Here is a 21,792-nt window from a genome sequence, read left to right as displayed (position 1 = left end):
GCGCCCAAGGCGGGCCTCTCGCCAGGGGGACACGCGATGCCGGGGGCCCTGCCCCCGCCGGCTTGCGCCGGCTCCCCCGGAGTTTTCGTGCAAGGATGAAGAGCTTCCCGCGTTCCTCCTTCATCCTTGCGAAAAAACTCCCGCCGGAGGCGAAAGCCGCGCCGATGGGCCTTCAGGTCCCGAGGCGCGGCTTCACGGGTCGGCGGCGCAGCCGTCGAGGCATCCGGCCGCCTGGCCGCCGAGCATCCAGGTGCCCTCTGGCCAGAAGGCGTGGAAGGCGAAGGCGAACATCACGTCGTGCAGGACATCCGCGCCGGTCCCGTCGCGCACCCTGATCTGGCCCACGTCCCGGCCTTCCGCGATACGCGCGGCATCGAGGGCGGAGGCCGCTCCGGCCTGCCAGGTGATCGTAAGGCCCGCCTCGCGGATCTCGCCGGCCTCCGCGAGCCGCGCGAGCGGCCAGGCCCGCGCGCCCACGCGCACGACCCGCGCTACCGGGTCCATGCCGTGGGGCGGCATCTCTCCGAAATAGAGGAACGGCGCGGAGGCGCTGTCATATCCGACATACGGGTTGCGTCCGTAGGGTCTGGCGCTGTCCGGCTCGGCCATGACGAGCCCGCCGGGATGGCTGCGGCGAAAGCTTTCCCAGCTTTCGACCCAGGATACGAGCGGCTCGAGGCGCGCGCCCGCGAAATGGCCGACGATCCCCTCGCCCACCGCCTGCTGCCACCAGCTCTCGGTCTGGCGGTCGAACATGATCATGTCCGAATGGCGCAGGTTGCCCGAGACGCCGAAGGTCAGGACCTCGCCCGCTACGCGGCGGTCGAAGACGAGCGCGGTGTTGCAGAGCGGGCAGAAGGTCACGGCGACGGGAATGCCTGCGACCTCGTCGTTCACGATCTCGTGCCAGGTGAGGTATCGCAGCGGGTAGGCCCGTGCCGGGACCCCGTCGAGCGCGAGGGTCATGACCGGTTCGCGCGGCTCGAGCGCATCCTCCTCGGCCGCCGGCACGAAGTCGGGGTCGTCGATGGCCGGAATGCCGTCGCGCCCCACCCCGCCCGAGACGATCTCGGAGAGATCGACCGTGGCGCTCGCGAAGTCGGTGTCGGGCCATTGCGCGAAGGCAGGCGGGGACTGGGCCGGGGCCTGCCCGGCGAGGAGGAGGACGAAGGCGAGCGGGAATGTTGCGGCAAGACGGCGGGGCATGGGCGGGCTCCTGCGGATGTGGGTGCGGGCACGGTGGCTGCTGACAGTCTGCCACGAAAAAGGGGGCGCAGCGGCCCCCTTCACGCAATCGTTCATGCAAGCGTCGCCACGCCGCGAGGCCGCGGCCCGTCTCAGCCGTCGTTCCCCGTCTCCTGGGGCGGTGCGGGGTCCTCCTCCAGCACGCGCAGTCCGACCATCCGGTCGGGCTCACCGATCACCGCGCCGTTGCGACCGCGGCCGCGCTTGATGAGATCGACGACGTCCATCCCCGCGACGACCTCGCCCACGACAGTGTACTGGCCGTTCAGGGGCGGTGCGGGCGCGAACATGATGAAGAACTGCGAGTTGGCGCTGTCGGGACTCTGGGCGCGGGCCATGCCGACGATGCCGCGCTCGAAGGGAATGTTCGAGAACTCGGCCGGAAGGTCCGGATATCGCGACCCGCCACGCCCGGCATAGCGCATGTCCTGCCCGAGGGCGCCGAACTCCACGTCGCCCGTCTGCGCCATGAAGCCGTCGATCACCCGGTGGAAGACGATGTCGTCATAGGCGCCCTCGGCGGCGAGCGTGGTGATCCGCTCGACGTGCAGGGGGGCCGTCTCCTCGAAGAGGTCGATCACGATGGTGCCCTGCGCGTCGCCGTCCACCTCGATCTCGAGGCCGGTGGCGAAGGCGGGCGCGGCGAGCAGGCAGACCGCGGCGGCGAGCCTATGCATCGGCGGCCACCTTGACCGAGATCATCTTGTCGGGATTGGCGGGCGGCTCGCCCCGCGTGATGGCGTCGACATGCTCCATCCCTTCGATCACGCGACCGTAGACGGTGTACTGGCCGTTCAGGAAATGGTTGTCGGAGAAGTTGATGAAGAACTGGCTGTTGGCCGAGTTGGGGTTCTGCGACCGCGCCGCGCCGAGGGTGCCGCGGTCGTGCGGCAGCCGGGAGAACTCGGCCGGCAGGTCGGGCTTCGAGGAACCGCCGGTGCCCGCGCGGCGCATGTTGCCGCCCTCCACGCCATGTTCCACGTCGCCAGTCTGGGCCATGAAGCCCTCGATCACGCGGTGGAAGATCACGCCGTCATAGGCGCCCTCGCGCGCGAGTTCCTTCATCCGCGCGCTGTGTGCGGGCGCCACGTCGGGCAGAAGCTCGATCACGACGGTGCCGCCCTTGAGTTCGATCAGGATGGTGTTCTCCGGGTCCTTGATATCGGCCATTTTTCTTCTCTTTCGCGTTGTGTGACGATGCCGGGTTCAGCCGGCGAATTTCTCTTTCAGGGCGATCTCGACGGCGGGCGGCACGAAATGCGACACGTCGCCCTTCAGCCGCGCGATCTCCTTGACGAGCTTGGAGGCGATGGCCTGGCGATCGGCCTCGGCCATCAGGAAGACGGTCACGATATCCGCGTCGAGCTTGCGATTCATGCCCACCATCTGGAACTCGTACTCGAAATCCGCAACCGCCCGCAGCCCGCGGATGATCATGCTGGCGCCGACGTCGCGGGCGCAATCGACGAGCAGGTTCTCGAAGGGATGCACGACGATCTCCGCGCCCGTGGCCGCGGTCAGGTGCGCCGTCTCGGCCTCGACCATCGCCACGCGCTCCTCCAGCGAGAAAAGCGGGCCCTTGTCGCGGTTGATCGCCACGCCGATCACCAGCTTGTCCACAAGCTGGCAGGCGCGTTTGATGATGTCGACATGGCCGAACGTGATCGGGTCGAACGTGCCCGGATATAGCCCTGTGCGCATTGTCATGCTGTCCCCTGCCCCTCGTCGCGGGCGACGCAACACGATTGCGAGCCGGGGTGCAACCCCCTGTCCGCGCGACCTGCCCGCCGACGCGGCGCCGCTCAGAACCCCTTGATCATGCTCTCGAGCGCGTCCTTCTCCATCTCGAGCGTTGCGAGCTGCGCCTTGACCACGTCGCCGATGGAGATGAGGCCGACCATCTCGCCGGCCTCGACGACCGGCATGTGGCGGAAGCGTCCCTGCGTCATTGCGGCCAGCACATGGTCGGAAGTGTCCGACAGGCTGCATCCGACGATCTGGGACGTCATGATGCTGTCGACATCCTGCGCCATGCAGGCCGCGCCGGACTGGCCGAGTTCGCGGACGATGTCGCGCTCGGACACGATGCCGGCCGCGCGCTTGCCGTCGGGCGAGACCACGATCGCCCCGATGCGCCTTGCGGACAAGAGTTTCGCCACATCCGCCACGCTCGTTCCGGGCTGCACCGTCACGATCCCGTCGTCCGATTTCGACTTCAGTATCTGCTTCACCAGCATCGCTGCACCTCCCTTGCCGCTGCGCCGTATGTCCGTCTCCTCGCACCGAGGGTCCGCCGTCATCCCCCTGCGAGTCAAGGAAAACGGCATGGCCGCGGGGCAGGAATGCCGCGACGGCGCCTGAGCATGACCATCCTCGCCAGCAACGCGGCACTTGCCGGTGCGGGGACATCGTCGTGACCACGCTCGGGCTTGCACCGTTGATCTACGCGGGCGACGGCCCGGAGTTCCGGCTGGGCCCCGTGCCGCCGAGGCGGTGGGCCTTCGCGCTCCTGTCGCTTCTGGTGCTCGAGGCGCCCGTGTTCTTGGCATTCCTCGGTGCGACGGGCGTCCCGCTGCGTGCACCGACGCGCCGGTCCGCACGCCGGGACGCTGAGCGCCCTCAGGCAACCGAGGCCTCGAGACGCGCCACCTCGGCGCGCAGGCCGTCGCGCAGCATCGTGGCGAAACGGTCGAGCCGCGCGTCACGGGGGCCTGCATGGGTCACGAGCCAGAACGTGCGCGCGAGCGCGACCTCGCCCGGCAGCACGCGCACAAGGCCGGGCGCGAAGGGCAGCGCGAAATCGTGCACGATCGCCAGCCCCGCCCCCGCCCGCGCAAAATTGAGCTGCACCGAGACGGCGTTGGACGCCAGCGTGACCCGCGTGACGCCGAGCGAGGCGAGGTAGTCGAGTTCGGCGTCGAAGATCATGTCCGGGATGTAGCCGATCATCCGCCGGCCGCGCAGGTCGGCCACGGACAGCGGCGTGCCCTCGCGCTCGAGCAGTTCGGGCGTCGCGGCCAGCGACAGGCGGTAATCGGCCAGCCGTTCGGCGCGCAGCCTGTCGGTCTTGGGGGCCGAGACGGCGATGGCGAGGTCCGCCTCACGGCGCGACAGGTTGACGACACGCGGAAGCGCGAGGATCTGGATGTCGAGGTCGGGATGCGCGGCGGAGATCCGCGCGCAGACCTGCGGCAGGAGATAATTGGCGCAACCGTCCGGCGCGCCGATGCGGATGGTGCCGGTCAGCCCCCCGGCCCCGTCGCCCGCCGCGTCGAGCCCGTCGCGCAGCGAGGCCTCCGCCGCCTCGGCCCGCGGCAGCAGGCGCTGCCCCGCCTCCGTGAGGCGGTAGCCCTGCGGGGACTTCGCGAAAAGCACCGCGCCGAGCGACCGTTCCAGCCGCGCCACGCGCCGCCCGACCGTCGCGGGGTCAAGGCGCAACAGCCGCCCCGCGCCCGAAAGCCCCTCCTGCCGGGCTACGGCGAGAAAGACGCGCATGTCGTCCCAGTTCGTCGGTGCGCTCATCTCCACATCCTTGCATTTTCGCAAAACGACTTTGACAACCTGCCGCTTTTACGGGCGTCCGCGCAAGGGTATGGTCGCGCCAGAGCATTCACCCGGAGGGAGAGACCCATGGAACAGATCGGACACTGGATCGACGGCAAGCGCGTGCCGGGCACGTCGGGGCGCACCGCGGACGTCTGGAACCCCGCCACGGGCGAGGTTCAGGCGAAGGTCGCGCTCGCCTCGAAGGCCGAGCTGGACGCCGCCGTGGCCAGCGCGGCCGCCGCGCAGCCCGCATGGGCCGCCACGAACCCGCAGCGCCGCGCGCGGGTGATGATGGAGTTCGTGCGCCTCTTGAACCGCGACATGGACAAGCTGGCGGAGGCCCTGAGCCGCGAGCACGGCAAGACGATCCCGGACGCCAAGGGCGACGTGCAGCGCGGGCTGGAAGTGGTCGAGTTCTGCATCGGCGCGCCGCACCTCCTGAAGGGCGAGTTCACCGATGCGGCCGGCCCCGGCATCGACATGTACTCGATGCGCCAGCCCATCGGCGTCGCCGCCGGCATCACGCCCTTCAACTTTCCCGCGATGATCCCGATGTGGAAGATGGCGCCCGCGCTGTCGTGCGGCAACGCCTTCATCCTCAAGCCCTCCGAGCGCGACCCCTCGGTGCCGATGATGCTGGCCGAGCTGATGCAGGAGGCGGGTCTGCCCGACGGCGTCCTGCAGGTCGTCAACGGCGACAAGGAAGCGGTCGACGCCATCCTCGACAACCACACGATCGCGGGCGTGGGCTTCGTCGGCTCCACCCCGATCGCGCAGTACATCTACGAGCGCGGCTGCGCCAACGGCAAGCGCGTGCAGTGCTTCGGCGGCGCGAAGAACCACATGATCATCATGCCCGACGCGGACATGGACCAGGCCGCGGACGCGCTGGTTGGCGCGGGCTACGGGGCGGCGGGCGAGCGCTGCATGGCGATCTCGGTCGCGGTGCCCGTCGGCGACGAGACCGCCGACCGCCTGATCGAGAAGCTGGTCCCGAAGATCGAGGCGCTCAAGGTCGGCCCCTACACCGCCGGCAACGACGTGGACTACGGCCCCGTCGTGACGCCGCAGGCCAAGGAGAACATCCTGCGCCTCGTGCAGTCGGGCGTGGACCAGGGGGCCGAGCTTGTCGTCGACGGACGCGGCTTCAAGCTTCAGGGCTACGAGAACGGCTTTTTCGTGGGCCCGCATCTCTTCGACCGCGTGACGCCCGACATGGACATCTATCGCCAGGAGATTTTCGGCCCCGTCCTCTCGACGGTGCGCGCGGGCTCCTACGAAGAGGCGCTGGGGCTTGCCATGGACCACGAATACGGCAACGGCACCGCGATCTTCACCCGTGACGGCGACGCCGCGCGCGACTTCGCCAGCCGGATCAACATCGGCATGGTCGGCATCAACGTGCCGATCCCGGTTCCGCTGGCCTACCACACGTTCGGAGGCTGGAAGAAGTCGGGCTTCGGCGACCTGAACCAGCACGGGCCGGACGCCTTCCGCTTCTACACGCGCACCAAGACGGTCACGGCGCGTTGGCCCTCGGGGATCAAGGAAGGCGGCGAGTTCCACTTCAAGCAGATGGACTGAGAACCAAGAAAGGGGCGGCCGTCACGGGCCGCCCCTTTCCCGTTTCAGGGGCTCCTGCCGGTCAGGCCGAAGCCTTGCGGCGCCGCCTCAGGGCAGCGAGGCCGCCAAGCGCGCCGAACAGCATCCAGCCCGCAGCCGGAAGCGGCACGGGCGAGGCGTTGATGTTGTCGATGCGCGTCTGGCCTTCCGCGTCGGACGAGAAGACGAGCCGCGTGAACGGACCGATGGCTGGATCGAAGAACGCGAAATAGCCGTCGCCGTCACCCGTGCTGAAGGCGAGCGGATCGGTTACCACGTTCCCGGCCTCGTCCCGGATCGTGACCTGGCTTCCGTAGGTCAGGCCCGCGCCATACTGGCCGCCGACCATGAACTCGAAAACCGAGGTGCTGGACCCGTCCAGAAACCCCTCGATCTTGACCGAGTTGTCGGCGTTCTGGGTGTTGCCCGAGAGGTCGAAGAAGAACGACTCGAGCGTGAAGTCCAGCCCGTCCACCCGGGTCATCGTCGTGATCTCGCCTTGCTGCAGTTCCTGCAGGCACTGGCCTGAATAGCATTTGACCGAATTCGTCCCGCTGTTGGGCGTAAATGCGAACCCGTCCTCGACATAGGTTCCGTGTGGGTTGCCGCCGAGCACGGTATCGAACGTGATGAGCGCGGCGGACGCCGGCCCCGCCAATCCCAATCCGAGTGCCGCGGCTGCGCCGAAACTCAACATCCGTTTCATGAATGCCTCCCTCGCATGGTGCCACGGCCCCATGCCATGGCGGTAATACGGATCAACCCGGATCCGGCGCGGAGGTTCCCCATTCCTGACACATTCCGGCCATCTTTCCGCCATGCGGGCCCCTTGCGGCAAACGGCTCGCGGATATGGACGTTCTTGACGGGGGAGGAAGGCCGATCGGCCCTTGTGGGCCCCAACGCCTCCGGCCGGCGCGAGGGACGCGGCGTTGCCCGGCCGGCAAACGAAAAGAGGCGGCCCTGACGGCCGCCTCCCTCCCGATACATAACGTGCTGTCGCTCAGGCGTTGGCCGCCTTGCGCCGCTTCATCGCCACGAGCCCGCCGATACCCGCGATGAGCATCCAGCCTGCGGCCGGAAGCGGAACGGGGGCGCCGGGCTGCGAGACGTCGGGGCCGCTGAGCTTGTCGCTTCCCTCGCCCGCATTCACGGACTGGAAGCGCATCACGGACAGGAGCACCGGATCGTCGGTGAACGCCGAATAGAAGGCGTTCTCGAGGTCCGTCGCGCCGCCGCCTGTGTAGGACAGGATGAAGCTGAACATGTCCGTCGTGTTCGGGTCCGTCGACGGGATGCCGTCGGCACCGCCCTGTCCGCCGGCCCCCTGGAAGTTCGCATCGTCACCGGCCCCGATGTCGATCGTTCCGAACGGCGATGCGCTGGTGTCGACGTTCAGCGTGTCGAGGTAGGTGCCCCCGACGAAACCGCCGAAGTATGACGCCCCGTCCACGAGGTCGAAGCCGAAGTAGGTGAGTTCGGAGGCGGTGGCGCCCGCCCCGAAGATGGTGTCGCCGGTCGTGTTCTCCACCGTCACCTTCACCAGAACGCCGTCCGCGTCATCGGAGAAATCCAGCGTCGCGGTGCCCGAGGCGCCGGTCAGCTGCGCGTTCGTGGTGTTCGAGTTGCTTCCGAACGCGAGAACGATCGACGCCGAAGCCGCCCCGCCGGCCAGCACAAGCGTCGTTGACGCGACGGCCAACGTTTTCAAAAGGGTTTTCATAAATTGCTCCCCATGGGTGTGGGATGACACCCAACTCTTGCCGAATTCGGCAAACATTGCCGGTCCCGGCTAGATCGTTAACACAATCTCGCCACGTTGTCGCCTTAAAGTGGTTGGCGCAGGGCTTTGTATCCGCCCTGCGAACAATGCGCCGGAATGCCCGTCATCTTCGACATCCTCGGTCGGCAAGGTAAACAATTTCGACGTCTCCGGGCGGCCTCGCACACCGAATCGACGTTTGGCCTGCGCCCTGCGGCAGCGTGCCCCGGACGCGCGGGACGCCCGAGGGACCGAAGCCCGCCGCGCCCGGTCAGGCCGCCGGGCGGAACACCAGCGATACGCCGTTCAGGCAGTGTCGCTTGCCGGTGGGCTGGGGGCCGTCGTCGAAGATGTGCCCCAGGTGGCTGCCGCAGCGCCGGCAGTGGCATTCCGTGCGGACGAGGAACAAAAGCGTCCGGTCCTCCATCGTGCCGATGGCGTCGGGAAGCGCTTCGTAGAAGCTCGGCCAGCCGGTCCCGCTGTCGTATTTCGTGTCAGAGGCGTAGAGCGGCAGGTCGCACCCCCGGCAATGGAACGTGCCGCGGCGGTCCTCGTCGTTGAGGGGGCTGGAATAGGGAGGCTCGGTCGCGCCCTCGCGCATCACGGCGTATTGCGTCTCGCTCAGCATCGCGCGCCACTCGGCTTGCGTGCGGGTGATCTCGAACGGGCCTTCCGCCACAGTGGCGGCAAGGGCCCGCGACGCCCCGAGCGCGACGGCCCCGAGGCTCGTGGATGCGGCAAGGAAAGTCCGGCGGTTCATGGGGTTCTCCAGATGCTTGAAAGGTCATCATTACACAGGTCGTCGCGCCACCCGCCCGCCGACAGGCCGCGTCACGCAGTCTTGAACCGCCGTGTGCGCCGCGCGTCGGGCCGGTTTTTCCTTGGCAACGGGGCTGCCTCCGCGCCATCCTCGCGTGACGTGGACCGGGGGAATGCCAGTGACCGACGACCCCAACCAAGGCGGATCCCGCACGCCGGGGCCCTACACCATCGGGATCGAGGAGGAATACCTGCTCGTCGACCGCGAGACGGGCGCGCTCGCCGAGGCGCCGCAAGCCCTGATGGAGGCCTGCGCGGCGAAACTCGAGGGGCAGGTCAGCCCGGAATTCCTGCAATGCCAGATCGAGATCGGGACGCAGGTCTGCGCCGACATTGGCGCGGCGCGCGAGGACCTCAAGCGCCTGCGCTCGACCGTCTCGGACTGCGCGGCGGAGTTCGGACTGACGCCCATCGCCGTGTCCTGCCACCCCTTCGCCGACTGGAAGGACCAGCACCACACCGACAAGGACCGCTACAACCAGCTCGCCCGAGACCTCGGCGGCGTCGTGCGCCGGATGCTGATCTGCGGGATGCACATCCATGTCGGCCTTCCCGACGACGAGCAGCGCGTGGACCTGATGAGCCAGCTCAGCTACTTCCTGCCGCATCTCCTCGCGCTGTCGACCTCCTCGCCCTTCTGGCAGGGACAGGACACCGGCCTCGCCTCCTACCGGCTGACGGTCTTCGACAACCTGCCGCGCACCGGGCTTCCGCCGCGCTTCGCCTCCTACGCCGAATACGAGCGCACGACCGGCACCCTGATCGACCTCGGCATGATCGAGGACACGACGAAGATCTGGTGGGACCTGCGCCCCTCGCACCGCTTTCCCACCCTCGAGACGCGGATCTGCGACGTCTGCCCGCGCATGGAGGACGCCCTGACGATCGCGGCCACGGTGCAATGCCTGATCCGCCACCTCGCGCGGCTGAGGCATTCCAACCTGCGCTGGCGCATCTACGACCGTTTCCTGATCAACGAGAACCGCTGGCGCGCGCAACGCTACGGCGTGAACGAGGGGCTGATCGATTTCGGCGCGCGGCGCATCGTGCCGATGGCCGACCTCGGCGCCGAACTAGTCGGCATCCTGTCGGAGGACGCCGAGGCGCTGGGGTGCCTGCCGGAACTGGAGCGGCTGGCCGAGATCCCGGAACGCGGCACCTCGTCGGATCGCCAGCGCGAGGTGCAGGCCGCCGCCCTTGGCGCCGGCGCGACCGGGCAGGAGGCCATGCGCGCCGTGGTCCGCCATCTCGTCGAGGAATTTCACGCCGACCTCTAGACCCGCCGTGGCGGCGCTTGCAAAACTCCTGCAACAATCGGTAATTAAACGAGCGTTCAATTCCACAGCGGCAGGCAAGGGAGGGCTGGCCCATGGATTTCGCCCCGAGCGAGGAGCAGGAGGCCATCCTGGACATGGCGCGGGCCTTCGGCGAAGCCGAGATCGCGCCCTACGCGCGCACCTGGGAGGCGGAGGGCACGATCCCTAAGGAGCTCTGGCCGAAGCTTGCCGAACTGGGGTTCGGCGGCCTCTACGTCAGCGAGGAGAATGGCGGCTCGGGGCTTTCGCGGCTCGATGCGACACTGGTCTTCGAGGCGCTCAGCCGCTCCTGCGCCTCGGTCGCGGCATTCCTGTCGATCCACAACATGTGCGCCAAGATGCTCGACAGCTACGCCTCCGACGCGCTGCGCGAGCGGTTCCTGCCGCGGGCACTGAGCATGGAGATCTTCCTCTCCTACTGCCTGACGGAGCCCGGATCGGGCTCGGACGCGGCCGCGCTCAGGACGCGGGCCGCGCGCACGAACGAGGGATGGACGCTCGACGGGACCAAGGCCTTCATCTCGGGGGGCGGCTATTCGGACGCCTACATCGTCATGGCGCGCACCGGCGGGGACGGGCCGAAGGGCATCTCGGCCCTCGTCGTGGAGGATGGGGCGCCGGGCCTCTCCTTCGGCGGGCTGGAGGACAAGATGGGCTGGCGCTCGCAGCCCACGCGGCAAGTGCAGTTCGACGCCTGCGCCGTTCCGGCTGGGAACCTCCTGGGGGAGGAGGGCCACGGCTTCCGCTACGCGATGGCCGGCCTCGACGGCGGGCGGCTGAACATCGCGGCCTGTTCGCTGGGCGCGGCGCAGGCGGCCCTGGAGGCGACACTTGCCTACATGGGCGAGCGCAAGGCCTTCGGACGGAGCATCGACCAGTTCCAGGCGCTGCAGTTCCGCCTTGCCGACATGGAGATCGAGCTGGAGGCGGCGCGCGTCCTCCTTCGCCAGGCGGCCTGGAAGCTCGACACGGGCGCGCCCGACGCGACCAAGGCCTGCGCGATGGCCAAGAAATTCGTGACCGAGGCCGGCAGCCGCGTGGCCGACCAGTGCCTGCAGCTGCACGGCGGCTACGGCTACCTTGCGGATTACGGGATCGAGAAGACCGTGCGCGACCTGCGCGTGCATCAGATCCTCGAGGGGACGAACGAGATCATGCGGCTGATCGTTGCGCGCCACATGCTGGCCGAGCGCTGAGGGGCGGCGGCGGATTGCGTATTTGGAGAAAGATGAAGGGAACGGGCGGGACACATGGCTGAGGACATTCGCATCGCCCGGGACGGGCGCGCGGGGCGCATCACGCTCACGCGGCCGAAGTCGCTGAACGCGCTGAGCTGGGAGATGTGCCTGGAGATCGAGGCGGCGCTCGACGCCTGGGCCGAGGACCCCGAGGTGGCGCTTCTGCTGATCGAGGGCGAAGGAGAAAAGGCGTTCTGCGCCGGGGGGGACATCGCGGCGATGTATGCCACGGGCAAGGCGGGGGACCTTGACTTCGCGCGGCGCTTCTGGGCCGACGAATACCGCATGAACGCGAAGATGTTCAACTTTCCCAAGCCCGTGGCGAGCTTTCTTCATGGCTTCACGATGGGCGGCGGCGTCGGCATCGGCTGCCACGGGTCGCACCGCGTGGTCTGCGAAAGCTCGAGGATCGCGATGCCCGAGAGCGGCATCGGACTGATCCCGGACGTGGGCGGTACGCTGCTTCTGGCGCGCGCGCCGGGGCGGATCGGGGAATACCTCGGTGTGACGGCGGCGCGGATGGCGGCGGGCGACGCGATCCATGCGGGCTTCGCCGATTACTTCGTGCCGGCCGCCGCCTGGGAGGGGGTGAAGGCCAAGCTTTGCGCGACGGGCGACTGGGAGGCGGTGGACCGCGCCGCCCTGCCCGCGCCCGAAAGCGCGCTTGCGGACGAACAGGCCGTGATCGACCGGCTGTTCGCGGGCGACACGCTGCGCGACATCGTCAACGCGCTGCGCGGCTCGGAGGCGGAGCTTGCGGCCCGCGCGCTGGAGGCGATGGGGCGCAACAGCCCGCTGTCGATGGCCTGCACGGTGGAGCTGATTCATCGCGCGCGCGGGCGCGACACGATCGAGGGCGCGCTGGAACTGGAATACCGCTTCACGTCGCGCGCGATGGAACGGGGCGACTTCCTCGAGGGGGTGCGGGCGGCGATCATCGACAAGGATCGCACGCCTGGCTGGCGGCACGACGCGATCGACGGCGCCGGCCCGGCGGAGGTTGCTGGGATGCTGATGCCCCTCGGGATGGAGGGACTGAGGCTTTGACGGACGACGGCAGGGAGGACTTCGCATGAAGATCGGATTCATCGGGCTGGGCAACATGGGCGGGCCGATGGCCGCCAACCTGGCGGGAGCGGGCCACGACGTGGCGGGGTTCGACGTGGCGGGCACGACCGCCGACGGGGTTCGGGCGGCGGCGAGCGCGCCCGAGGCGGCTGCGGACGCCGACGTGGTGATCACGATGCTGCCCAACGGCGCGATCCTGCGTGCGGTCGCGGCCGAGGTGCTGCCGGCGATGAAGCGGGGCGCGGTGCTTCTGGACTGCTCGACCGTCGACGTGGCGTCAGCCCGCGAGGTGGCGGGCGCGGCGGAGGCGGCCGGCATCGGGTTTCTCGACGCGCCCGTCTCGGGCGGCGTCGGCGGCGCCGTGGCAGGCACGCTGACCTTCATGGTCGGCGGCAGCGAGACGGCCTTCGGGACGGCGAGGCCGCTGTTCGACGTCATGGGCGCGAAGGCCGTCCATTGCGGCCCGGCGGGCAACGGGCAGGCCGCGAAGATCTGCAACAACATGATCCTCGGCGTGACGATGATCGCGACCTGCGAGGCCTTCGCGCTGGCCGACAAGCTGGGGCTCGACCGGCAGGCGATGTACGACGTGGCCTCGACCTCGTCCGGGCAGAGCTGGTCGCTGACGAGCTATTGCCCTGCGCCGGGGATCGGGCCGAAGAGCCCGTCCGACAACGGCTACAAGCCCGGCTTCGCCGCCGATCTCATGCTGAAGGACCTGCGCCTGAGCCAGGCGGCGGCCGAGGCGGCGGACGCGGACACGCCGATGGGGCGCCTCGCCGCCGCGCTATACGAGACCTTCGTCGAGCAGGAGGATGGCAAGGGCCGCGATTTTTCGGCGATGCTGCCGAGGTTCGAGGCGCGCGGGCGCGGCGCCTGACGCGAGCTGCCCCGCGCAGGAGTCGCGGTTTTTTCTTGACCGGTGCGCGCGCTGTGGCACCCTTTCTGCGGACGCTCCAAGATACGTCCGCATAAGGCCCAGTGCGCGGCGAATGGACGACCAGGTGCACCTCGTGCCGCTGCACTGGGCCACGGTCCCGAAGAATGCGGGCCACCGGACGTCCCGCATCACACGCCCGCTTTCGACGGATCATTGGCGTGGCCTGACGCCAGGCCCCCGGCATGGATCAGGCGCAGTCCGCGGAAGATGTGAAAAAGATTCACTTCACCTCTTGCGCCGGCTACCTGCCCTCCCATATCCGTAAATGTGATTAACATTAACATGCACGACACGACTGCGTTGCGGAAAGGAGACCTCATGACCACGACCTCGACCCCCATGATCCACGAGGCCCAGGGCTGGTTCGCCCGCGCCGAGGCCTGGCTGGACGCGCGCGGCAAGGCCGCGTGGATCGCCGCCATGGTGCTGGGCTTCATCCTGTTCTGGCCCATCGGCCTTGCCCTTCTCGCCTACATGATCTGGAGCAAACGCATGTTCAAAGGAAGCTGCGGCCAGCGCCGCGACATGACCCGCCACACGTTCCATTCCTCCGGCAACAGCGCCTTCGACGCCTACAAGGCCGACACGCTGCGCCGCCTCGAGGAGGAGCAGGAGGCCTTCGAGAGCTTCCTCCAGCGCCTTCGCGACGCCAAGGACAAGTCGGAATTCGACCAGTTCATGGACGAGCGGAGCCGCAAGCGCGGAAGCGACGCGGCCGAGGCCTGAGCCAGGCGCCTCACGTCTCCGCGGCGTCCGTCCCCCTGACGCCGCGGCAGGTCGCGCCACGCCAAGCCGTTCCCCCTTCGGAACCCGGCGTGGCGCGACCAGTTTTCACTTCCAAACCGGACCATATGCCGCCATGACGACCGCCATGACCCTGAACGACGGCCTGCCCGACCCCGATTACGACCACGCCTTCTACGATGGCGTGCCGGCCAAGCGCTTCTTCGCCTGGCTTGTCGACGTCGCCGTCATCGCCGCGATCTCGCTCGCGCTGGGGCTTCTGACGCTGACGGTGCTGCTGTGGGTCTGGCCGATACTCTACCTCACGGTCTCGTTCATCTACCGCTCGGCCACGATCGCGTCCGCCTCCTCCACGCTGGGGATGCGGCTGATGAACCTGGAGTTGCGCAACGGGCTTGGACGCCGGCTTTCGGGCGGCGAGGCCATGGTCCACACGGGCCTCTATCTTCTCCTGTCGGCCTCGCTGATCCTGCAGCTCGTCTCGATCGGGCTGATCGCGGGCTCCCGCCGGCACCAGGGCCTTCACGATCACATCCTCGGGACCGCCGCCATCAATCGGCCGCGCTGAGGCGGGCGCGCTAACCACGGTCCGAAAAACGTGTTGCGGCCCCCCGCCCGCCTGAGGCAAGCTGAACCGCGAACACGGCCAACGGACGACCCGACCACTTCATGCGCCACACGCTGCCAATAGCGCCACAATTCTATGTGACGGCTCCGCAAAGCTGTCCATATCTGGACGGCCGGCGCGAGCGCAAACTGTTCACGGCGCTGCAGGGCGAGCAGGCGGAAAAACTGAACAACGCCCTGTCCAAGCAGGGCTTCCGCCGGTCGCAGAACGTGCTCTACCGCCCGTCCTGCACCGAATGCGCGGCCTGCCTCTCGGCGCGCATCCGCGTCGCCGATTTCGAGCCCCGCCGGAGCCAGAAGCGCATCCTGAAGCGCAACGCCGACCTCGTGCGCTCGGCGCGTTCGGCCTGGGCGACCGAAGAGCAATACGCCCTCTTCCGGCGCTATCTCGACGCGCGCCACGCAGAGGGCGGCATGGCGGACATGGACGTCTTCGAATTCGCCGCGATGATCGAGGAGACGCCGATCAAGACCCGCGTCGTCGAATACCGCGACACCACGCGGGACGAGGCGCTGACGGCGGTATGCCTGACCGACATCCTCGATGACGGGCTCAGCCTCGTCTATTCCTTCTTCGACCCCGCGAAGACGAAGCGTTCGCTGGGCACCCATGTGATCCTCGATCACGTCGCGCTCGCGCGCGAGGCCGGGCTGCCATACGTCTATCTCGGCTACTGGGTGCCGGGCTCGGACAAGATGGGCTACAAGGCCCAGTTCCCCGCGCTCGAGGTCTATGTCGGCGGCGCGTGGCAGCCGCTTGGCGATCCGGCGGGCTATTCGAACCGGACGCACCCGCTTTCGGTCGATCCGATCGCCCAGCAGGTGGCACAGATCACGCTTCCGGACCTTCGCGGCGACTGACGCTTGCCCGGCCTCGTCACGTTTCTCGTTCCCGATTACGACGAAGGGCTGCGCTTCTTCGTGGACGGCCTCGGCTGGCGCTGCCTCGAGGACCGCGACGAGGGGCGCAAGCGGTGGGTCGTGGTTGCGCCTCCCGAAGGCGCGGGCGGCGCGTCGCTCGTGCTGGCGAGACCTTCGAGCCCGGCGCAGGAGGCCGCGATGGGCGCGCAGGCCGGCGACCGCGTCGCCTTCTTCCTGTCGAGCCGCGATTTCGACGGCGACGCCGAGCGCATCGTCTTGGCCGGCGGCCGGTTCCTCGAGACGCCGCGCGACGAAGCCTATGGCCGGGTCGCCCAATGGCGCGATCCCTGGGGCAACCGCTGGGATCTTCTTCAGGCGGCGGACTGACCCCGCGCGGCGCCGCGCCTCCTGCCCTTCCTGCCCGACGCGGCATGAAGAAAGGGGGGCAATGCCCCCCTTCCCCATTGGTTTCTCATGGAGCTCGCAGCGTCACCTGAGCAGATCGGGCACGATCGTCACGATGCCGGGGAACAGCCACAGAAGCGCGAGCCCAAGCACCTGGATCCCGACGAACGGCAACACACCCCGGTAGATGTGTCCCGTGGTCACGCCGGGCGGCGCGACGCCGCGCAGGTAGAACAGCGCGAAGCCGAAGGGCGGCGTCAGGAACGAGGTCTGCAGGTTCACCGCGATCATGATCGTCACCCATGCCGGGTCCAGCGTACCGCCATAGATCACCGGCCCCACGATGGGGATGACGATGTAGATGATCTCGAGGAAGTCCAGCACGAAGCCCAGGATGAACAGGATAAGCATCACCACAAGGAAGACGATCATCTCGTTGTCGAAACTGCGCAGGAACTGCTGGATGTGGTGCTCGCCCCCGAAGGAGATCAGCACCAGGTTCAGAAGCTGCGAGCCGATCAGGATGGTGAACACCATCGACGTGACCTTGGCCGTCTCGCGCACCACCGGCGACAGGATGGAGTTCCGGTAGAGGACCCAGCACGAGAACAGCAGCCCGAAGAACGCGAAGTGGTAGGCGATCTGCGCGAGAACGTAGGCGATCCAGTCCTCGACCGGCACCACCTCGCGCGTGATGCGCAGGTCGAAGTTCACGCCAAGAAGGATCATGATCACGATCGCGAAGCTCGCCCAGATCACGATCTTGGAATTCCCGTTCTCCTCCTTCAGCTTGCGGTAGGCCGCCAGCATGATCGCACCCGCGGCACCGAGGGCCGCGGCCGGCGTCGGGTTGGTGATCCCGCCGAGGATGGAGCCCAGAACCGCCACGATCAGGATCAGGGGCGGGAAGACCACGCGCAACAGCTCGTTATGCGCCATCCGTGTCATTGCCGCCCGCGTCCCATAGAGCGCGAGAAGCATGGGCACGGCGAGGATCAGGAAGGTCGCGCCCGGTCCCGTGACCGGCAGGATGAACGCGGCGTCGAACAGGAAGGCCAGCGCGACGCCGACCCCGCCCACGATCAGGGGCGTCGGGCTGGAACTGGGCGAGACGCCACGGCCGACCGCCAGTGTCAGCGCCAGCAGGACGAAGATCGTGGCGACGCCCGTGCCGATCGGGGCGACGGCCTCGCGTGCGGCCTCGAAGGCGGCCTGGACCTCCTCCTCGGTCATCTCGACCTCTTCGCCGCCATTGGCAGCGGCATCCTGGATCGCTTCGCGTTCGGCCACGGCGGCGTCCCACGCCTCCTGGCCGTGAAGCTCGATCATCGCCGTCTGGCATTGTTCGGACACGTTGGTGCGAAGGCTCGCCCCCGGAGGCGGCGCGCTGAAGTTGGTCAGGAACGCGGTCTGGCTTCCGACGATCCCCGCGCTGCCCGCAAGGCCGACGGCGATCAGGATGGCCGCCGGGACGCCCAGGAACCACGTGGCCGCCTCGTTGCGCGTGACGGGCTCGGAGGTGCTCTCACCGCCGAATTGCACAGCGGGCGCCTTCGCCGGGTTCAGAAGCGCGAAGCCGAACGCGTAGGCGCCGTAGAGGAACGCAAGGAAGATGCCCGGAAGCAGAGCCGCCTGGAAAAGCGTGCCGACCGAAAGGACCGCAGGCTCTCCGAGGTAGGTCAGCGCATCGGTGCAGCCCGCAAGCTGCGCCCGCGTCTCCTGCCCCGTGGCATAGAGATCGCCGACCAGCGTTCCCAGAAGAACGATCACGATCGAGGGCGGGATGATCTGGCCAAGCGTCCCCGAGGCGGCGATGACGCCCGTGGCAAGCTCGGGCGAGTAGCCGTTGCGCAGCATCGTCGGCAGCGCCAGCAGGCCCATCGTGACCACGGTCGCGCCGACGATGCCGGTGGAGGCCGCGAGGAACGCGCCCACGATCACGATCGACACGGCGAGGCCGCCCGGCAGCGGTCCGAAGACGCGCGCCATGGTGGTCAGCAGTTCTTCGGCAATCTTGGAACGCTCGAGCGTGATGCCCATCAGGACGAACATCAGCACCGCAAGCAGGGTCTCGATGGACTGTCCGGCGATGACGCGCTCGTTCATCCGGTTGACGATGAAGGAGATGTTGCGCTCCATCGCCTGTTCCCAGCCACCGGGGAAGAGATGCTCTTCCACCCTTGGCAGGTCGGGGTATCGGAAGACCGATATGGCGTCCCGTACGACCCCCTCGGCCAGAAGCGCCGAATACTCGGCCGACGACGTGTCGATCGCCTGGTGGATCAGCAATCCCGCCGAGTCGAGCGCGGCGATGATCGCGAACGAGATGACCCCGGCCCCGGCGATGGCGAAGGCCACCGGAAAGCCTGTCATGATCCCCGCGAAGAGCGTCAGGAACACGATGATCAGGCCGATTTCGACCCCATCCAATCCGAACAGCATGGTTCGTCTTTCCCCTCGTTACGGTGCGCCCAACCGCACCGTCAGTCCCAATTCATTCCGCCCTCGGCCGGCGCTCAGGTCGACCCGGAATGGATGGCGTGTTCCAGATCCTCGGCCTCGTCTCCCATCGAGTCGCGGTCGAGATACTTGTTTTCGCTGTCCTCGCCCTCGACCCATTCGAGGTAGGACCGCCAGAACACGGCGATCGCCTGCAGGAAGACCATCACGCAGAACAGCACGATCAGCACCTTGAACAGGAAGTAGGCGTTGAAGCCGTTCGGGCTGAAGCCGATGGTCTCGACGTTCCAGCGGAAGATGCGCGCCTGCATCAGCATCCGGTCGAGCTCGCTCGTGGAGGTCACCGAGGGCGTCATCAGGTGGCGCCACATGAAGAACCACGCATAGAGGTAGGTGATCACGATGGCGGGGATCATGAAGAACAGCGCGCCGAACATGTCGATCACCTTCTTCGTGCGGAATTTCACCGCCGAATAGACGAGGTCGACCCGCACATGCCCGCCCTGCACGAAAGTGTAGGACACGCAGAGCGTCACGACGAGCGCGTTCCAGAGCTTGAGGCCCTCGGCCCACCAGCTGAGGTCCATCGCCAGCGCCGTGCCCATCGGGCCCAGCTCGATCGCGGCCACGCGGAAGATGCGCTGCAGGAAAACGATCATCACCTGGATCAGGACCATGAGCAGGCCGGCCCAGGCCGCGGTGCGGCCCACGGTGTTGCCGAGCGCTTCGAGGAAGACCACGCCGCTCCACAGGATGTCGCGCTTCCAGGCCATGCCGAGCGCGGTGATCACGAGGAAGGTGGTGAAGACGACGAAGAAGAACTCGACCGATGCGCCGTAGTAGATGAAGCGCATCACGGCTTCCGGATTGCTCCAGTCCAGCCAGGCGCTCGGATTGGTGATCGCGACGAACAGATGGTAAGGCGCCAGAGCGATGTTCTGCAGCACCCAGAGTACGAATTCGATCATGCGGTGATCCCCCGAAGGCAGGCCCGGTCAAAGGGCATGTCCGCTCCCGGCAAAAAGGTTTGCCCCGCCCGCGCGGCGTGCAGCCGACGGGCGGGGCGAAGGTCGGGCTGCGATCAGCCGCCGGTCACGCGGTTGCGCTGGCGGATGTATTCGCCGTCGCCGATCTGCCACCAGGCCGCCGTCTCGTTCAGGGTCGAGAAGTAGCTCTCGGCCACCTGCGCGTAGATCGGGTCGCCCATGTTCTCTTCCCGGACTTCCGCCGAAGCGCGGCCGAAGGCGTCCCAGACGTCGTCGGGGAATTCGCGCACCTGAACGCCTTCGGACACCAGACGCGCCAGCGCGGCGCCGTTCTCGGCCAGCGACATGCCGAGGTTGTTGGCATGGGTCGCCTCGCAGGCGATCTCGACGATCTTCTGCTGGCCGGGGGTCAGCGATTCGAACACGTCGAGGTTCATCGCAAGCGTCAGCGCCGAGCCCGGCTCGTGGAAGCCGGCGGTGTAGTAGAGGTTCGTGACCTCCTGGAAGCCGAGACGTTCGTCCGCGAAGGGTCCGATCCACTCCGCACCGTCGATCTGGCCGGACGCGAGCGCCTGGTAGATCTCGCCGCCGGGGATGTTCTGCACCGACGCGCCGAGACGCCCCAGCACCTGGCCGCCCTGGCCGGGCATCCGGAAGCGAAGGCCCTGCAGGTCCTCGGCCGAGGTGATCTCGGTGTTGAACCAGCCGCCGGGCTGCATCGCGGTGTTGCCGCAGAGGAAGGACTTGAGGTTGAACAGGCTGCCAAGCTCCTGGTGAAGCTCGAAGCCGCCCTTGTGGTAGTACCACGCCATCATCTCGGGGCCGGTCATGCCGAAGGGCACCGCGGTGAAGAACGCGAAGGCCGGATGCTGGTTGAGGAAGTAGTAGTCCGCCGAGTGGTAGAGGTCGGCCTGGCCCGACGACACGGCGTCGAACACCTCGAACGCGCCCACGAGCGAGCCTGCGGGCATCTTGTTGATGGTCAGCTGGCCTTCGGTCATCTCGGTGATGGCGTTGGCCGCCATCGTGGCCGCGTCATCGAAGATTGCGAAGCCGTCGGGAACCGACGTCACCATCGTCAGGGTGCGGTTGCCCTGTGCGTAGAGCGGGGCAGCGAGTGTCGTGGTTGCTGCAGCCGCGCCGCCGACAGCCGACGTGCGCAGAAAAGAACGGCGATCCATAGGTATCCTCCCAATTGGATGTCCCTCGACCGTACATCGGCCGTAGGTTTGGTCTTGGCAGTAGCGGCACGTTAGCGAAGCGATTGGCGACGTGAAACAGATTTTCGCAGTCGAACCGCACTTTTTTGTAAAATTTCCTTACCAAAATCGCCATCTTCTTTCGCGCGCAACCGCCGGTTGCCGGTCGTTAGCGCTACCACGGCGCGCGGACGACGGGATCACGACTCGCGCCGCCCCGCGTCAGAGCTGCGCGCCGACTGCCAGCGCGACCACGACCAGCATCGACGCCGCCATGGCGCCGTTGATGCCCCGCTGCATGCGCGGCGCGAGGTCCAGCCGCCTGAGGCCGACCCCGGCCCAGAGCCACAGAAGATGCAGCGGGATCCAGATGAGGTTCATGATCAGGAACTTGAGCGCCGTCTCCGCCGCCATCGCCTCGGCCATGAACGCGAAGCCAGAGAACAGGGCCGTGTTCACCGCGTAGGCCTTGGGGTTGATCGCCTGAAGCGCGACGCCGGCCCGTAGGCCGGGCGGCCGCTCGGGGTGGATGAAGGCGATCCGCGTTCCCGCGAATGCGATGCGCGCCGCGAGATAGAGCAGGTAGGCCGCAGACCCCCAGAGGAGTGCCGCGCGCAGCCACGGGATCGCGAGCGCGGCGGCGGCAAGGCCCGACACCACCAGAAGCGCGACGAGGTTCGTGCCCGCCCAGAGCCCCGCGACGTAGCGCAGTCCCGGACGCCAGCCGTAGGCCGACCCCACGCCCGCGGTCGACAGGACGCCCGGACCGGGCGTGACGATGAGGAAGAAGACGGCCGCGGCGAATTCCAGCATGGCCGACCCAGATGCACGTCGGAGCGGCGAAATCAATGCCGTTCGGGCCGTGCGAATTTCGAATGTTGCGCGAAACCCCATGCCCTGCGACACATTATTCACCGGATGGGGCGTTTCGCGGTTGACGCCCTCCGGGCGCGTTCCTAATGTCAGGCTCGCTTC

General features: G+C 67.8%; 22 protein-coding genes. 9 read left to right on the top strand and 13 right to left on the bottom strand.

From position 1 onward, the window contains the following. Positions 1–192: 192 nt before the first annotated feature. From P6F26_RS03990 to P6F26_RS03965, 6 genes are all read right to left on the bottom strand, one after another. On the bottom strand, positions 193–1,206 hold the full coding sequence (locus tag P6F26_RS03990; RefSeq protein ID WP_278027351.1) for a DUF3179 domain-containing protein: 1,014 nt from the start codon (positions 1,204–1,206) through the stop codon (positions 193–195). A 131-nt stretch (positions 1,207–1,337) separates the two neighbouring features. Next, on the bottom strand, positions 1,338–1,922 hold the full coding sequence (locus P6F26_RS03985) for a peptidylprolyl isomerase (protein ID WP_278027350.1): 585 nt from the start codon (positions 1,920–1,922) through the stop codon (positions 1,338–1,340). Beyond that, the gene (locus tag P6F26_RS03980; RefSeq protein WP_278027349.1) at positions 1,915–2,415 is read right to left on the bottom strand and encodes a peptidylprolyl isomerase; all 501 of its coding nucleotides are present in this window, start codon (positions 2,413–2,415) and stop codon (positions 1,915–1,917) included. The genes P6F26_RS03985 and P6F26_RS03980 overlap by 8 nt, the downstream gene beginning before the upstream one ends. 36 nt (positions 2,416–2,451) lie before the next feature. Further along, positions 2,452–2,946 carry a pantetheine-phosphate adenylyltransferase gene (coaD, locus tag P6F26_RS03975; protein WP_278027412.1) on the bottom strand — a complete coding sequence of 165 codons (495 nt, stop codon included), beginning with the start codon at positions 2,944–2,946 and terminating at the stop codon, positions 2,452–2,454. A 101-nt stretch (positions 2,947–3,047) separates the two neighbouring features. Beyond that, positions 3,048–3,482, bottom strand: a complete 435-nt coding sequence (locus P6F26_RS03970) for a CBS domain-containing protein (protein WP_278027348.1) — start codon at positions 3,480–3,482, stop codon at positions 3,048–3,050. Positions 3,483–3,864: 382 nt separating this feature from the next. After that, complete coding sequence (locus P6F26_RS03965; RefSeq protein ID WP_278027347.1) at positions 3,865–4,767, bottom strand: LysR family transcriptional regulator; 903 nt, start codon at positions 4,765–4,767, stop codon at positions 3,865–3,867. Between the two features lie 108 nt (positions 4,768–4,875). Between P6F26_RS03965 and P6F26_RS03960 the strand changes: the two genes are divergently transcribed. Next, positions 4,876–6,375: a CoA-acylating methylmalonate-semialdehyde dehydrogenase gene (locus tag P6F26_RS03960; protein WP_278027346.1), complete on the top strand. Its 1,500-nt coding sequence runs from the start codon at positions 4,876–4,878 to the stop codon at positions 6,373–6,375. 61 nt (positions 6,376–6,436) lie between these two features. Here the strand turns inward: P6F26_RS03960 and P6F26_RS03955 are convergent, their stop codons facing one another. From P6F26_RS03955 to msrB, 3 genes are all read right to left on the bottom strand, one after another. Next, positions 6,437–7,099 carry a VPLPA-CTERM sorting domain-containing protein gene (locus P6F26_RS03955; protein ID WP_278027345.1) on the bottom strand — a complete coding sequence of 221 codons (663 nt, stop codon included), beginning with the start codon at positions 7,097–7,099 and terminating at the stop codon, positions 6,437–6,439. A 296-nt stretch (positions 7,100–7,395) separates the two neighbouring features. Further along, positions 7,396–8,103, bottom strand: a complete 708-nt coding sequence (locus P6F26_RS03950; RefSeq protein WP_278027344.1) for a VPLPA-CTERM sorting domain-containing protein — start codon at positions 8,101–8,103, stop codon at positions 7,396–7,398. 322 nt (positions 8,104–8,425) lie between these two features. Beyond that, positions 8,426–8,914, bottom strand: a complete 489-nt coding sequence (msrB, locus tag P6F26_RS03945; protein ID WP_278027343.1) for a peptide-methionine (R)-S-oxide reductase MsrB — start codon at positions 8,912–8,914, stop codon at positions 8,426–8,428. A gap of 172 nt (positions 8,915–9,086) precedes the next feature. Between msrB and P6F26_RS03940 the strand changes: the two genes are divergently transcribed. The 8 genes from P6F26_RS03940 to P6F26_RS03905 all read left to right on the top strand — a co-directional run bounded on the left by P6F26_RS03940 (position 9,087) and on the right by P6F26_RS03905 (position 16,154). Beyond that, positions 9,087–10,250: a carboxylate-amine ligase gene (locus tag P6F26_RS03940; RefSeq protein WP_278027342.1), complete on the top strand. Its 1,164-nt coding sequence runs from the start codon at positions 9,087–9,089 to the stop codon at positions 10,248–10,250. Between the two features lie 92 nt (positions 10,251–10,342). Beyond that, positions 10,343–11,485, top strand: coding sequence for an acyl-CoA dehydrogenase family protein (locus P6F26_RS03935; RefSeq protein ID WP_278027341.1), 1,143 nt, complete (start codon positions 10,343–10,345; stop codon positions 11,483–11,485). Between the two features lie 54 nt (positions 11,486–11,539). Beyond that, the gene (locus P6F26_RS03930; RefSeq protein ID WP_278027340.1) at positions 11,540–12,574 is read left to right on the top strand and encodes an enoyl-CoA hydratase/isomerase family protein; all 1,035 of its coding nucleotides are present in this window, start codon (positions 11,540–11,542) and stop codon (positions 12,572–12,574) included. 25 nt (positions 12,575–12,599) lie between these two features. Continuing rightward, the gene (gene mmsB / locus P6F26_RS03925; RefSeq protein WP_278027339.1) at positions 12,600–13,475 is read left to right on the top strand and encodes a 3-hydroxyisobutyrate dehydrogenase; all 876 of its coding nucleotides are present in this window, start codon (positions 12,600–12,602) and stop codon (positions 13,473–13,475) included. Between the two features lie 378 nt (positions 13,476–13,853). Next, on the top strand, positions 13,854–14,261 hold the full coding sequence (locus tag P6F26_RS03920; protein WP_278027338.1) for a DUF2852 domain-containing protein: 408 nt from the start codon (positions 13,854–13,856) through the stop codon (positions 14,259–14,261). 145 nt (positions 14,262–14,406) lie between these two features. Continuing rightward, positions 14,407–14,847 (top strand): RDD family protein, encoded by a 441-nt coding sequence (locus P6F26_RS03915; protein WP_278027337.1) that lies wholly within the window; start codon positions 14,407–14,409, stop codon positions 14,845–14,847. A gap of 101 nt (positions 14,848–14,948) precedes the next feature. After that, on the top strand, positions 14,949–15,767 hold the full coding sequence (locus tag P6F26_RS03910; protein ID WP_278027336.1) for an arginyltransferase: 819 nt from the start codon (positions 14,949–14,951) through the stop codon (positions 15,765–15,767). 3 nt (positions 15,768–15,770) lie between these two features. Next, positions 15,771–16,154 carry a VOC family protein gene (locus tag P6F26_RS03905; protein ID WP_278027335.1) on the top strand — a complete coding sequence of 128 codons (384 nt, stop codon included), beginning with the start codon at positions 15,771–15,773 and terminating at the stop codon, positions 16,152–16,154. A 102-nt stretch (positions 16,155–16,256) separates the two neighbouring features. Here the strand turns inward: P6F26_RS03905 and P6F26_RS03900 are convergent, their stop codons facing one another. From P6F26_RS03900 to P6F26_RS03885, 4 genes are all read right to left on the bottom strand, one after another. Next, positions 16,257–18,614: a TRAP transporter large permease gene (locus P6F26_RS03900; protein ID WP_278027334.1), complete on the bottom strand. Its 2,358-nt coding sequence runs from the start codon at positions 18,612–18,614 to the stop codon at positions 16,257–16,259. Positions 18,615–18,688: 74 nt separating this feature from the next. Continuing rightward, positions 18,689–19,600, bottom strand: a complete 912-nt coding sequence (locus P6F26_RS03895; protein WP_278027333.1) for a TRAP transporter small permease subunit — start codon at positions 19,598–19,600, stop codon at positions 18,689–18,691. Positions 19,601–19,713: 113 nt separating this feature from the next. Then, positions 19,714–20,799, bottom strand: a complete 1,086-nt coding sequence (locus tag P6F26_RS03890) for a TRAP transporter substrate-binding protein (RefSeq protein WP_278027332.1) — start codon at positions 20,797–20,799, stop codon at positions 19,714–19,716. A gap of 240 nt (positions 20,800–21,039) precedes the next feature. Next, a complete protein-coding gene (locus tag P6F26_RS03885) occupies positions 21,040–21,630 on the bottom strand; it encodes a LysE family translocator (RefSeq protein ID WP_278027331.1) in 591 nt (196 codons plus the stop codon). Positions 21,631–21,792 lie beyond the last annotated feature (162 nt).

The organism is Roseicyclus salinarum (genome assembly GCF_029624655.1).
Lineage (GTDB): Bacteria > Pseudomonadota > Alphaproteobacteria > Rhodobacterales > Rhodobacteraceae > Roseibacterium > Roseibacterium salinarum.
Note: the sequence above shows the minus strand (reverse complement) of the source record. Positions and strands in the feature narration are given on the sequence as shown.

Coding starts and splice junctions, on each gene's coding strand:
- P6F26_RS03885 (WP_278027331.1), bottom strand. CDS start 21,630: ATGCTGGAATTCGCCGCGGCCGTCTTCTTCCTCATCGTCACGCCCGGT.
- P6F26_RS03980 (WP_278027349.1), bottom strand. CDS start 2,415: ATGGCCGATATCAAGGACCCGGAGAACACCATCCTGATCGAACTCAAG.
- P6F26_RS03955 (WP_278027345.1), bottom strand. CDS start 7,099: ATGAAACGGATGTTGAGTTTCGGCGCAGCCGCGGCACTCGGATTGGGA.
- P6F26_RS03890 (WP_278027332.1), bottom strand. CDS start 20,799: ATGGATCGCCGTTCTTTTCTGCGCACGTCGGCTGTCGGCGGCGCGGCT.
- P6F26_RS03970 (WP_278027348.1), bottom strand. CDS start 3,482: ATGCTGGTGAAGCAGATACTGAAGTCGAAATCGGACGACGGGATCGTG.
- P6F26_RS03930 (WP_278027340.1), top strand. CDS start 11,540: ATGGCTGAGGACATTCGCATCGCCCGGGACGGGCGCGCGGGGCGCATC.
- mmsB (WP_278027339.1), top strand. CDS start 12,600: ATGAAGATCGGATTCATCGGGCTGGGCAACATGGGCGGGCCGATGGCC.
- P6F26_RS03920 (WP_278027338.1), top strand. CDS start 13,854: ATGACCACGACCTCGACCCCCATGATCCACGAGGCCCAGGGCTGGTTC.
- P6F26_RS03895 (WP_278027333.1), bottom strand. CDS start 19,600: ATGATCGAATTCGTACTCTGGGTGCTGCAGAACATCGCTCTGGCGCCT.
- P6F26_RS03990 (WP_278027351.1), bottom strand. CDS start 1,206: ATGCCCCGCCGTCTTGCCGCAACATTCCCGCTCGCCTTCGTCCTCCTC.
- P6F26_RS03915 (WP_278027337.1), top strand. CDS start 14,407: ATGACCCTGAACGACGGCCTGCCCGACCCCGATTACGACCACGCCTTC.
- P6F26_RS03960 (WP_278027346.1), top strand. CDS start 4,876: ATGGAACAGATCGGACACTGGATCGACGGCAAGCGCGTGCCGGGCACG.
- P6F26_RS03935 (WP_278027341.1), top strand. CDS start 10,343: ATGGATTTCGCCCCGAGCGAGGAGCAGGAGGCCATCCTGGACATGGCG.
- P6F26_RS03965 (WP_278027347.1), bottom strand. CDS start 4,767: ATGAGCGCACCGACGAACTGGGACGACATGCGCGTCTTTCTCGCCGTA.
- coaD (WP_278027412.1), bottom strand. CDS start 2,946: ATGCGCACAGGGCTATATCCGGGCACGTTCGACCCGATCACGTTCGGC.
- P6F26_RS03900 (WP_278027334.1), bottom strand. CDS start 18,614: ATGCTGTTCGGATTGGATGGGGTCGAAATCGGCCTGATCATCGTGTTC.
- P6F26_RS03985 (WP_278027350.1), bottom strand. CDS start 1,922: ATGCATAGGCTCGCCGCCGCGGTCTGCCTGCTCGCCGCGCCCGCCTTC.
- P6F26_RS03940 (WP_278027342.1), top strand. CDS start 9,087: ATGCCAGTGACCGACGACCCCAACCAAGGCGGATCCCGCACGCCGGGG.
- msrB (WP_278027343.1), bottom strand. CDS start 8,914: ATGAACCGCCGGACTTTCCTTGCCGCATCCACGAGCCTCGGGGCCGTC.
- P6F26_RS03910 (WP_278027336.1), top strand. CDS start 14,949: ATGCGCCACACGCTGCCAATAGCGCCACAATTCTATGTGACGGCTCCG.